The sequence below is a fragment of the Salinirubellus litoreus genome, from assembly GCF_037335815.1.
In the GTDB taxonomy this organism is placed as follows: domain Archaea; phylum Halobacteriota; class Halobacteria; order Halobacteriales; family Haloarculaceae; genus Salinirubellus; species Salinirubellus litoreus.
Map to the genome: position 1 here is coordinate 3,317,264 of NZ_CP147841.1, position 12,389 is coordinate 3,329,652.

At 70.1% G+C, this 12,389-nt stretch carries 8 protein-coding genes and 1 pseudogene; 7 read left to right on the forward strand and 2 right to left on the reverse strand.

All coding sequences use genetic code 11. From position 1 onward, the window contains the following. Nucleotides 1–32 precede the first annotated feature (32 nt). On the reverse strand, nt 33–1,736 hold the full coding sequence (locus WDJ58_RS16510) for a formate--tetrahydrofolate ligase (protein WP_338914385.1): 1,704 nt from the start codon (nt 1,734–1,736) through the stop codon (nt 33–35). Between the two features lie 257 nt (nt 1,737–1,993). Between WDJ58_RS16510 and folP the strand changes: the two genes are divergently transcribed. From folP to WDJ58_RS16530, 4 genes are all read left to right on the forward strand, one after another. Then, entirely contained in the window at nt 1,994–4,501 is a 2,508-nt protein-coding gene (folP, locus tag WDJ58_RS16515) for a dihydropteroate synthase (RefSeq protein ID WP_338914386.1), read from the forward strand. Nucleotides 4,502–4,914: 413 nt separating this feature from the next. Further along, nucleotides 4,915–7,533 carry a GcvT family protein gene (locus tag WDJ58_RS16520; protein ID WP_338914387.1) on the forward strand — a complete coding sequence of 873 codons (2,619 nt, stop codon included), beginning with the start codon at nt 4,915–4,917 and terminating at the stop codon, nt 7,531–7,533. Between the two features lie 119 nt (nt 7,534–7,652). Continuing rightward, nucleotides 7,653–8,423: an electron transfer flavoprotein subunit beta/FixA family protein gene (locus WDJ58_RS16525; protein ID WP_338914388.1), complete on the forward strand. Its 771-nt coding sequence runs from the start codon at nt 7,653–7,655 to the stop codon at nt 8,421–8,423. Nucleotides 8,424–8,425: 2 nt separating this feature from the next. Beyond that, complete coding sequence (locus WDJ58_RS16530; protein WP_338914389.1) at nt 8,426–9,394, forward strand: electron transfer flavoprotein subunit alpha/FixB family protein; 969 nt, start codon at nt 8,426–8,428, stop codon at nt 9,392–9,394. 60 nt (nt 9,395–9,454) lie between these two features. On the opposite strand, the gene WDJ58_RS16535 is transcribed toward WDJ58_RS16530, so the two are convergent. Continuing rightward, nucleotides 9,455–9,628 carry a hypothetical protein gene (locus WDJ58_RS16535; protein ID WP_338914390.1) on the reverse strand — a complete coding sequence of 58 codons (174 nt, stop codon included), beginning with the start codon at nt 9,626–9,628 and terminating at the stop codon, nt 9,455–9,457. Nucleotides 9,629–9,873: 245 nt separating this feature from the next. Between WDJ58_RS16535 and WDJ58_RS16540 the strand changes: the two are divergent. The 3 genes and pseudogenes from WDJ58_RS16540 to WDJ58_RS16550 all read left to right on the forward strand — a co-directional run bounded on the left by WDJ58_RS16540 (nt 9,874) and on the right by WDJ58_RS16550 (nt 12,365). After that, a pseudogene (locus WDJ58_RS16540) lies at nt 9,874–10,573 on the forward strand (DUF4255 domain-containing protein). A gap of 234 nt (nt 10,574–10,807) precedes the next feature. Further along, a complete protein-coding gene (locus WDJ58_RS16545) occupies nt 10,808–11,128 on the forward strand; it encodes a hypothetical protein (RefSeq protein WP_338914391.1) in 321 nt (106 codons plus the stop codon). A 28-nt stretch (nt 11,129–11,156) separates the two neighbouring features. Beyond that, complete coding sequence (locus WDJ58_RS16550) at nt 11,157–12,365, forward strand: phage tail sheath family protein (RefSeq protein ID WP_338914392.1); 1,209 nt, start codon at nt 11,157–11,159, stop codon at nt 12,363–12,365. The last annotated feature ends 24 nt before the right edge of the window (nt 12,366–12,389 follow it).

Consider the following 12,389-nt stretch of genomic DNA (forward strand, 5'->3'; position numbering starts at 1 on the left):
AACGGCGGCAGGATCGGTTTCGGAGCCGAGGTTCAGAACAGCCCGGAGACGTTCCCGTCGGCGTCGACGTCCATACCCGCGGCGGCGGGGTCGGCCGAGAGGCCGGGGAGCGTGAGGACGTCGCCGGTCAGGGCGACGACGAAGCCCGCGCCCGCCGACGGGTAGACCTCCCGGACGGTGAGCGTCCAGTCATCGGGGACGCCCTTGCGGCTCGGGTCGTCGCTGAGCGAGTGGAAGGTCTTCGACATGCAGACCGGCGTATCCGCCATCCCGAGCTCCTCGAGCTCCTCGATGTCGTCCTCGGCGCCGCCGGTGTACTCGACGCCGTCCGCGCCGTAGATCTCCGTGGCGATCGTCTCGATCTTCTCCGTGATCGGCTGGTCGACCTCGTACAGGGGCGCGAACGAGGAGTCGGACTCGGCGGCATCGACGAGCTTCTCCGCGAGGTCGAGCCCGCCCTCGCCGCCGTCGCTGAAGACGTTCGACTCGGCGGCCCGGACTCCCAGTTCCTCCTCACAGTGGGAGAGAACCGCGTCGACCTCCGCGTCCGTGTCGTCGGGGAACCGATTGAGCGCGACGACGACCGGGACGCCGAACTTCTCGAGGTTGCGGACGTGTCGGTCGAGGTTCGCCAGCCCCCGTTCGACCGCGTGGACGTCCTCGGCTTCGAGCGCGTCCATGTCCGCCGGCCACATCTCCTGGCCGTGGTACTTGAGCGCGCGGACGGAGGAGACGAGCGTCACGGCGTCGGGACTCATATCGCCGAACCGGCAGACGATGTTCATGAACTTCTCGGCCCCGAGGTCCGAGCCGAACCCGGCCTCGGTGACGAGGTACTCCGAGAGGTGCGCGGCGACGTCGTCGGCGACGAGCGAGTTCGTCCCGTGGGCGATGTTCGCGAACGGCCCCCCGTGGACGAACGCGGGCGTGCCCTCGATGGTCTGGACGACGTTGGGCGCGAGCGCGTCCTTCAGCAGCATGGTGGCCGCGCCGGCCGCCTCGATGTCCTCGACGGTCACCGGATCGCCGTCCCCGTCGTAGGCGACGACGATGCGCGCGATCCGCTCGCGGAGGTCCTCGATACCGTCCGCGAGGCAGAGCACGGCCATCATCTCCGAGGCCGCAGTGAGGAGGAAGCCGTCCTCGCGGGGGATCCCTCCCGTTTTCCCGCCGAGACCGACGACGGTCTCGCGGAGCGCCCGGTCGTTCATGTCGATCGAGCGCTTCCAGCGAACCTCGTTGACGTCGATGTCGGGCTCCTTGTCCTGGTAGACGTGGTTGTCGAGCATCGCCGAGATGAGGTTGTGCGCGGCGGTCAGCGCGTGGATATCGCCCGTGAAGTGGAGGTTGATGTCCTCCATGGGGAGCACCTGGGAGTAGCCCCCGCCCGCCGCGCCGCCCTTGATGCCGAAGACCGGCCCGAGCGAGGGCTCGCGGATGGCGACGAGGGCGTCCTTGCCGAGCTGGTTGAACGCCTGGCCGAGCCCGACGGTGGTGACGGTCTTGCCCTCACCCATCGGCGTCGGCGTCATCCCGGTCACGAGGACGAGTCTGTTGTCGGCCTCGCCCTCGGTGAGCCGCTCGACGGCGTCGAGTTTCACCTTCGCCTTGTAATCGCCGTACAGTTCGAGGTCGTCGCCCTCGAGGCCGAACGGCTCGACCACGTCCCGGATGTGGCGTTTCTCTACGGACTGTGCGATCTCGTAGTCGCTGGGTATCGGCTCCTCGGAGGACATCCTGTCGGGGAGGTCCCCTGGCACGGTCATGAATGTTGGCGAACCTATTGGTGTACGGATACGACGTGGTTCGTCCTCGGCGGGCGGACCGCCGTCGGGGAGGCGAACGGCGCGACCGCAGCAGGGCGGCCGTGACCGACGGACACGTCCTCCCGGTACCTCGACACGACGAGGTTCGGCCGCGACTCCCGGGGCCGCCGAGGGCCGTTCGGCGGGCGACGGGGGTTTTAACCACGGCCGAACGGACGGGCCGGAGTATGGAGTACCACGAGGCGGTGGACACCCTGGAGCGGCTCCGGCGGCTCCGACCGAAGCTCGGGACCGAGACGACCGCCTCGCTGCTCGCGCACCTCGGGGACCCACACGAGGGGCTTCCGGCGGTACAGGTCGCCGGATCGAACGGGAAGGGGAGCACGGCCCGGATGCTGGCACGGATCCTCCGGGAGGCGGGTCTCGACGTCGGTCTCTACACCTCCCCCGACCTGAACGACCTCCGCGAGCGGATCCGCGTGGACGGACGGAGGATACCGAAGCGGGAGGTCGTCCGGTTCGTCGAGGCGACCCGGCCGTACGTGGTCGAGCGCGAGGTGGAGGGGGATGCCCCCACGTTCTTCGAGGCGTTCACCGTGCTCGCACTCTGGCATTTCGGACGCAGTGACGTCGACGTCGCGGTGCTCGAAGTGGGGATCGGTGGTCGGTACGACGCGACGAGCGTCGTCGACCCGATCGCCAGCGCCGTGACGAGCGTCAGCCTCGAACACACTGACCTCCTGGGCGAGACGGTCGAGGAGATCGCCGACGACAAGGCACACGTCGCACCCGCGGACGCACCGCTGGTGACCGGCGCGACGGGGTCGGCGCTGGAGACGGTTCGGGAACGGACGGACGTGCTGACGGTCGGCGGCGGGAACGGGGAGACGGACCCGGACGGGAGCCGGGGAGAGCCGCCGGACGTGGTCGCGACCGAGGGGGAGATGGTCTCGTTCGCCGAGTCCGCCCTCTCGCTCTCGGGTCGCGACTGGCGGGTCGAGACGCGGACGCCGCTCCTGGGGGCCCACCAGGCGGTCAACGCCGGTATCGCCGCGGCGCTCGCCCGGCAGGTCGGGGCGGCGACCGGCACGCCGGTGACGGAGGCGGCCATCGCCGCGGGCGTCCGGAACGTCCACTGGCCGGGCCGGTTCGAGGTGATGGACGAGGAGCCGCTGACGATCCTCGACGGGGCGCACAACCCCGACGCGTGCGCGAAGCTCGCGGCGCTCGTCGGACGGTTCGACTACGAGAACCTCCACCTCGTGTTCGGCGCGATGCGGGACAAGGACCACGCCGGGATGACCCGGTCGTTGCCGCCCGTCGACCGGGTCTACCTCGCCGAGCCGGCGGTCGACCGCGCGCAGGGGACGGAGCCGCTGGCGGCCGCCTTCGATCGCGAGACGGGGAGCGAGGTCGATCGCTGTGGCTCCGTCCTGGACGCCCTGGAGGCGGCGATCGGGGACGCCGGGACGTCCGACTGCGTCCTCGTGGCGGGATCGCTCTACACGGTCGGGGAGGCCCGCGACCGCTGGACGCGAACCCCGAGGGCGGTCCGTGCGGACACGCCTACCCGCGCTCACTCGGCGATGGAGCGGGCCGACGTTCCCGCCGAGGTTCGCGAGGAACGGGCCGGCCGGATGGTCGGACGGACGATCCGGCTCCACGCCCGCCGGAACCAGGCGGCGGCCCTGAAGGACGCGATGCTCTCTGTCGGCGGGACCGCCGCAGTGTCCGGGATCACGACCGCCGACGAACACGTCGAGGTGGTCCTGGGAGGGAGCCTCGAGGCGTTCGGCCGGGTCGCGAGTCGCCTGCACGAACGCGGCGGCGCGGACGCACACCTCGGCACGGGAATAGAGCGAGCGGTCGGGTTCGAGGATCCGAACCTGGGCGTGGGATACCCCTGGACGGACGGGACGGCGGTGATGGGCGTCCTCGACGTCACGCCGGACTCACCTCACGACGAGGGACACGACCCACACGACGAGGGACACGACCCACACGACGAGGCCGTCGCGCGAGCCCGCGAGATGGTCGCGGCGGGTGCGGACGTCGTCGACGTCGGCGGGGGGCCGACCCGGACGGACGCGGAGCTTTCGGTCGCGGAGGAGCGCGAACGCGTCGTGCCGGTGATCGAGCGGCTGGCGGGGGTAGACGCGACGATCTCGGTCGACACGCGCGAGCCGGCGGTCGCCGAGGCGGCGCTCGACGCCGGGGCCGAGGTGCTGAACGACGGCACCGGCCTCGGCGACGCGAGGATGCGCCGTCTGGTCGCGGAGCGGGCGGTCCCCGTCGTTCTCGCCCACTCGTCCGACACGCGGGTCGATACCGATACCGGGGCAGGGTACGACGACGCCGTCGACGAGGTGCTCGAGGAACTCACCGAACGGCTGTTGCTCGCGGAGCGAGCGGGGATCGACCGCTCGCGGGTGATCGTCGACCCGGGACTCGGGCTCGGAGAGGGGCCCTCCGGGAGCGTCGAACCCCTGGATCGACTCCCCGAGTTCCACGCGCTGGGGACGCCCGTCCTGGTCGACCACTCGAGCGGGTCGAATGTCGAGGGCGTCGCGAGCGAGGGGGAGGACCGGCTCGCGACCACGGTCGCGACGACGGCGCTGGCGGCGGAACGCGGCGCGGACATCGTCCGGGTGCGCGACGTCGGGGGGAACGTCGCTGCCGTCAGCGCCGCCGAACGGGCCGTGGGTCGAACGCGGCCGCTCGGACGCGACGAGTGAGCCCGGCGGTGACACCGGGCGACGGACGGGAGGCCGAGCGGGGCGGACCGACTCGGTGACGTCCGAGAACACAGAGTGATGGATATATGAAATTATGTGCGAGCGGCGTCAGTCGTCCACGCCCCGGGCGGATCGGCGGGCCGTCCGTTCGAGGGCGTCGGCTCCGATCCAGGGGCTCACACCGTCGGAAACGCGCGACGTGGCTTCCGACGCCGGTGCCCTCCGTTCGCCGTCGGGTGCGTCCGTCTCGCACGTCTCATAACCGATCTATCAGTTATGGAGCGTTTTAATACCGAGCGAGCGCCACCCATCGAGACGAGTATGAGAACGACAGTTACGACGTCAGGTGCCGCGTTCCGGGGAACGGGCCCGCGCTCGCTCGGACGGGAGGCCGCTCGAACGGGTGGTCGCCGATGAGTTCAAGGGAGTTCCCCGAGCGGGCGGGAACGGTCATCGTCGGTGCCGGTATCGTCGGCAACAGCCTCGCGTACCACCTCGCCCGGATGGGCCGGGACGACATCGTGCTGATGGACAAGGGGCCGCTCCCCGACCCGGGCGGATCGACGGGCCACGCCTCGAACTTCCTTATGCCCGTCGATCACTCCAAGGAGATGACCCACCTCACCCAGCGGTCCATCGAGCAGTACCGCGAGATGGACACGTTCAACGAGAGCGGGGGGATCGAGGTCGCCCGGACGGAAGAGCGGATGGCCGAGAACCGCCGCCGGATGCAGTCGGCCAAGGCGTGGGGGGAACCCGCCGAACTCCTCACCCCCGAGGAGGTCGAGGAACTCGTCCCCTACATCGAATCCGACGTCATCGAGGGCGCGTTCTACACGCCGGGTGCGGGGGTATGTGACCCGCTTCGCGCCGGCGAGATCATGCGCGAGCGAGCCGACGCCATCGCCTCGGGCGAGGTCCCGCCCGACGAGTACGACACCGAGGCCGTCTCGGACGGCGGCGTCCAGCAGGCCCAGGAGTCGTCGGGAGAGGGCCAGGGCCTCCACGTCTTCCCGAACACGGAGGTGCTCGACATGCACGTCGAGGACGGCGCGATCCAGGCTGTCGAGACCGACCGCGGAACCGTCCACTCCGACGAGGTGGTCATCGCGGCGGGGCTGTGGAGCCCCAAGATCGCGCGGATGGCCGGCGTCGAGATACCGCTCTCGCCGGCCGTCCACCAGCTCGTGAGTGTGGGACCGATCTCCTTCTTCGAGGAGTTCGAGGGGGAGATCAGCCACCCCGTGGTTCGGGACATGGACACCCAGATGTACGAGCGGCCGAGCGGCAACGACATGGAGGTCGGCTCCTACCAGCATCGGCCGATCCTCTGGGACGTCGACGAGATCCTCTCGATCGACGAGGCCCCGCTCTCGCCGACACAGCCCCCGCTCACCGAGGACGCCTTCGAGCAGTCGATGATGGACGCCCTCGAACTGATGCCGGAGGTTCTCGACGACCCCGAGGCGGGCGTCCGCTACGAGATCGACGGCCTGCTCTCCCAGACCCCCGACGGCGCGCCGCTCCTGGGACCGCTCCAGGACGTCGAGGGGCTCTGGTCGGCCGCGGCCATCTGGATCAAGGAGGCCCCCGCCATCGGCGAGATGGTCGCCCAGTGGATGACCGAGGGCTGGTCCGAGGTCGACCTGCACTCCTCGGACGTCAACCGGTTCTACCACTACGGGAACTCGACGAAGTTCGTCAAGAACCGGGCCCACGAGGGCTACAAGAAGACGTACGGTATCGTCCATCCGGCCGAGCAGTGGCAGTCCTCCCGGCCCCTCAGAACGAGCCCGTTCTACAACCGTCAGGAGGACCTCGACGCGAACTTCTTCGAGGCCGCCGGCTGGGAACGCCCACAGTGGTACGAGTCCAACGAGGACCTCCTGGAGACCTACAGCGAGGAGATCGAGGACCTGCGGCGACCCGCGGAGTGGGACTCTCGGTGGTGGTCGCCGATCATCCTCGGCGAACACCTGCACATGCGCGACAACGTCGCGATGGTCGGGGACATGGGCTTCGCCATCTTCGACTTCCGCGGCGGGGATGTCGTCGATTACCTGGAGGGGATGGTCGTCGGCCGGGTCGACGTCGACGTCGGCAAGACGGTCTACACACCCGTACTCGCGGAGAACGGCGGGTTCGTCTCCGACCTCACCATCGTCCGTCTCGGCCCGGAACACTACCGGGTCATCACGGGCGGGGCCGCGGGCGGCTCCGATCGGGCGTGGTTCGACGACCACATCCCCGAGGACGCCGACGTGAAGCTGATCGATCAGTCCGAGTCGCTCTGTACCCTCGGCCTGTGGGGCCCCGACGCCCGGAACGTCCTCGAGGAGGTCGTCGAGGAGGACGTCTCCCACGAGGGGTTCGCGCCGTACACGGCCAAGGAGATAACGGTGGGTGACGTCGACGCCCACGCGCTGCGACTCTCGTACGTCGGCGAACTCGGCTGGGAGATCTACACGACGATGGCCAAGGGCCAGCGCCTCTGGGACACGCTCGCCGAGGCCGGCGAGGAGTACGATATTCGTCCAGTTGGCATGGGCGTCTACGGCACGACCGGCCGGATGGAGAAGGGCTACCGGCTGTTCGGCCACGAGCTCGAATCCGAGTACAACCCGGCGGAGGCCGGGCTGACCTTCCACGGCGTGAAGGACGCCGACTTCGTCGGGAAGGAGGCCTACGAGCAGGCCATCGAGGAGGAGAACAGCGCGACGCTGTGTACGCTGTCCGTGGACGACCACGCGCCCGAGGGCGGCGAGCGCCGGTTCATGCTCGGCAACGAGCCGGTACTCGATGGGGACGGCGAGGTCATCGTCGACGAGGAGGGCCGACGCTCGTACGTCACGAGCGCGGGGACCGGCCCGAGCCTCGGCAAGCACCTCCTGATGGCGTATCTCCCACCGGAGCACGCCGAGGAGGGCGAACAGTTACTGGTCGAGTACATGGGCCAGCAGTACCCCGTGACCGTCGACCGGGTCGGGTCGAAGCCGCTGTTCGACCCCGACAACGAGCGGATCCGGAGCTAGCGGCACCGCCCGGCCGCATTCGGCCACTCGCGGTCCCGACCCGGTCCGCCCGCCCCACGACCGACCGAGCGCGCCACCGAACGACGCGGAACCGAGAACCATACAACGAGAACGACACCATGGACGTACTGGCCTGTTTGAAGCGCGTCCCCGAGACGGGCGCGAAGATCGTACTGACCGACGACGAGATGGGTATCGACACCACGAACCTGGGGTTCACGATGAGCCCCCACGAGGAGTGTGCGGTCGAGGAGGCCGTCCAGCAGGTCGAGGCACACGGCGGCTCGGCGACGGCCGTGACCCTCGGCCCGGAGGAGGCGACCGAGCAGCTCCGGACGGCCCTGGCGATGAAGTGCGACGAGGCGACCCTCCTGGAAACCGACGGCGAGGAGTGGGGGCCACGGGGGACCGCGAGTGCCATCGCCGCCGCCATCGAGGAGCGGGGCGGCGCGGAGGCGTTCGACCTGCTGCTGTTCGGTAACGAGTCGGCCGACCAGGCGAACTACCAGGTCGGCGTCCGCGTCGCCAGGGAGCTCGGAGTCCCCTGCGTGACGGGGATCAAGGACCTCGACGTCGAGGGAGAGACGGCGACGGCGAAGCGCGAGGTCTCGGGCGGCGAGGAGGTGTACGAACTCGACCTCCCGGCGGTGGTCACCGTCAAGGAGGGGATCAACGAGCCGCGCTACGCCTCGATGCGCGCGAAGATGCAGGCGCGACGCCAGGAGGTCGAGCACGTCGCACCCGAGCGCGAGGACCACCGGGGGACGTTCGAGAAGGTGCGCCTGGAGGCTCCCGAGGGCGACGAGGGTGACGCCGAGGTGCTCGGGGAGGGTCCGGACGCCGTCCCGGCCGTCGTGGAGATGCTGAGGGAGGACGTGGAGGTGCTATAGTCGTGAGCACGGTACTCGCGTTCGTCGAACACGAACACGGCGAGCCGACGGAGACGTCGCTCGAGGCGATCACGCTCGCTCGTCGGGTGGCGACGGGGACGGATTCGGTGCTCGGGGCCGTGGCGTTCGGGGCCGAGGGAGCCGGCGTCGCCGAGCACCTCGGCGCACACGGCGTCGAGGTGGTCCACCACGTCGAGGGATCTGACGACTACGCACCCCAGGCCTGGGGCGAGGGCCTCTCGGAGCTCGTCTCGGACCTCGACGCCGAGGCCGTCGTCGCGCCGGGGTCGGATCGGGGCCACGAGGTGCTGACCCACGCCGCCGCGGGTCAGGACCTGCCGATGGCCGCGAACTGCACCGAGGTCGAGGTCGGCGAGACCTACGAGCTGACCCGGCAGCGCTGGGGCGGCAGCCTCGTCGAGCACGCCCGTCTGGAGGCCCCGACGAAGCTCCTGACGGCTGCCGAACACGAGCTCCCGATCGAGGAGGCCGACGACGCGACCGATCCCGCGGTGGAGACGTTCGAGCCGGACCTCGAGGACGGGCACCGCCGCGTGAGCCTCGACCGCTTGGAGGAGTCAGACGTCGAGGGCGTCCCGCTGGGCGAGGCGCGGGTCGTCGTGGGCGGCGGTCGCGGCGTCGGCGGCCCCGACGGGTACGACCAGCTGGAGGAGCTGGCCGACCTGCTCGGCGGGGCGGTCGGCGCGTCGCGGGCCGCCGTCAACGAGGGGTGGCGACCCCACGACGACCAGGTCGGGCTCACGGGGACGAAGATCAGCCCGGACCTCTACATCGCCTGCGGTATCAGCGGTGCCGTCCAGCACATGGTCGGCTGCAAGGGGGCCGACCGGATCCTCGCGATCAACACCGATCCCGAGGCGGCCATCATGCAGAAGGCCGAGTACGCCGTCGTGGGCGACCTCCACGAGGTCGTCCCGGAACTGAACGAGGCCATCCGCGGCGAGCGGTAGCTCGAAGGCACGTCACTCCCACCGAGAACCGCGTTCGGCCTTTCTGGGTCGGCGAGTGGCTCAGTCCCGTCGACGGACGACGCGGAGCCCACCGCGCCGGCGGAACAGCCGCGTGAGGAACCGCTCGACGGGACCCGGCGTGGTCGAGAGGGAGGGCATGCCGGGCAGGTAGTTCACGGGGTGTGTCGGTTCGTCGGTGTCCGCCCGGTCGGGGGCGGGTCGTGAGTCGCTCATGTGTCTCGAACTCGGAATCGGCGGGGTTTAAGAATTGAGAAATCCGTTTCGTGAAACCCGAACGGATCATAACGCCCCGTGAGGCGCGCTGTCGCGGTTCGCTTCGAGTAGCGCGGGGCGTCTCCGAGCAGTCCACCTCGAACGAACAAACGCTTTTGTCGTTGCGAGTGGACAGGTGTTGCGGAGATACCGATGTTCCCGCTCATACCGGTCGCACTCGCCCCACCGCGGATCGGGGGGGAGTGATGGCTGACCACCGCGCCATCGCCGACGCCGGCCAGTCGCTCGTCGAACGCCTGCGGGCCCACGTCACACTCGGGGAGGGTGCGGACGCCATCGTCCTCGGCTCCCCCGCGTCGGTCACTGCCGGTGCCGGTTCCGGGGGTGGCGGCGGCGGTGCGACGGCCCCGCGCCTCTCGGTCTACCTCTACCGGGTGGAGCCGAGCGGGGAGCTACGGAACAGTCCCCGGCGAGTAGCGGAGGTCGCGGAGGACGAGGATCGGACGACCGTGACGCCGGCACCGCTCGCGCTCGACCTCCACTACCTCCTGACGGCGTACCCCTCGGGGAGTTCGGGCGGCGGAGCCGGCGGCGGGACCACCGGTGACACCTGGGACCAGCACCGCGTCCTCGGGTGGGCCGTGGGGACGCTCTCGGACCATCCGGTCCTGCGGGACGACGACCTCGTCGGGTCGCTCGCGGGAGACCCCCCCGATCCACGTGACCCCCGAGATCACGCGGTTCGACGAGGTGATCGACGTCTGGTCGACGTTCCCCGACCGGCCCTTCCAGCCCTCGGTCGGGTACGTGCTCTCGCCGGTGTTCGTCGACTCCACGCTCGAATCCGAGGGCCGCCGGGTCACCGAACGGGAGTTCGAGACGGTCCGCATCGAGCCGGGCGAGCGGCCCGAGACGACGGAGGCGGGCGAGCCCGAGGGCGGCTGAGACCCGCCGGAGGCCGGACCCGGCGGTCCACCGGTCCCGACGTGGAGTCGACCGACCGCCTTCCCCCGAGCCCCCTCGCGGAACCGGTAGACGGCCCGCCCTTCGGCCTCGGCCGGAACCCGCCGGTATTCGTTCCGCAACCAGTATTGTAACATAATTACTATATATAGATGAAATTATATATGATGGTGTCACTACTCCGAGTCATGCACCGAGAGGCGTGCGGAGGTCCGGATGCCTGAGTACCGCTCCCCGGGCGTCTACGTCGAGGAGGTCTCCTCCGGCGCGATGCCGATCGAGGGCGTCGGCACCAGCACTGGGGGGTTCCTGGGCCAGACCGAGCGCGGGCCGACCGGTCCCGAGCGACTCGAAAGCTTCGCCGACTTCACCCGCCGCTACGGCGGATACGCCCACTACCGGGCGGACGGTCCCCTGGCGGGCACGTACCTGGCGTACGCCGTCGACGGGTTCTTCCGGAACGGGGGGGAACGTCTGCTACGTCGGGCGCATCACGGCCGAGGATACCACCGCGACGGCGACGCTCACCCGGGGTGAGGGCGAGAACGGCGAGGACGTGATCGAGGTGAGCGCCGTCGGTTCCGGGGAGTGGGGCGGGCGCGTCGCCCTGGAGGTGACCGACGCTCCCGGGGACGACGACACCTTCGGGCTGTTCGTGCGCTACTGGTCCGACCCCGACGAGGCGGCGACAGCCGAGACGAACTGGGGGTCGGAGGACCCGGTCCCCGACCCCGACGTCGAGGAGGTCTACACCGAACTCTCGCCGACGGAGACCAGCCCGGTCTACTACGTGAACCGCCTCGGGGACGGGTCGATGCTGGTGACCGTCGAGCGGCTCGCGGCCGGCGGGGTCGACCCGACGGACTCGCTCGTCTGGCTCGACGGTACCTTCCCCGACAGCCCGCCCGCGGTGGCGGCGTCGGACTACGACGGCGACGACACGCCGGGGTCGCGGACGGGACTGGCGGCGTTCGCCGAGATCGACGACATCAACATGGTCTGTGTCCCCGACGGAGCCCGGACGGACGGTGACTACGGCGACCTCGACGGGATGATCGAGGGGCACTGTTCGACGCTCGGCGACCGGTTCGCCGTCCTCGGCGCGCGCCGGGATTTCGACATCGACGACCACGACCTCCCCGTGAGTTCGTCGTTCGCCGCGCTCTACCACCCGTGGCTCGAGGTCCGCAACCCGGTCACGGGGCTCGCGACGCCCGTCCCGGCCGCCGGCCACGTCGCGGGGATCTACGCCCGCTCGGACGCCGAGCGCGGCGTCCACAAGGCCCCCGCGAACGAGGTCGTGCGGGGGATCGTCGGCCTCTCGCGGACGGTGAGCAAGGCCGATCAGGACGGGCTCAACCCTCACGGCGTGAACTGCATCCGGACGTTCCCCGGCCGGGGGACCCGCGTCTGGGGTGCGCGCACGCTCGCCGCGGACCCGCAGTGGAAGTACGTCAACGTCCGCCGGCTGTTCCTCTACCTCGAGGAGTCGATGGACGAGGGTACCCAGTGGGCGGTCTTCGAGAACAACGACGAGCGGCTCTGGGCGCGCGTCCGCCAGTCGCTGTCGAACTTCCTCACGACCGCCTGGCGCGACGGCGCGCTGATGGGTACGACCCCCGAGGAGGCGTTCTACGTCACCTGCGACCGCACGACGATGACCCAGGACGACATCGACAACGGGCGGCTCATCGCCGAGGTCGGCGTCGCGCCCGTCAAGCCCGCGGAGTTCGTCATCATCCGGATCACCCAGTCGACCGGCACCGCCGCCTGAACCAGCCACCCGACACCGCACACC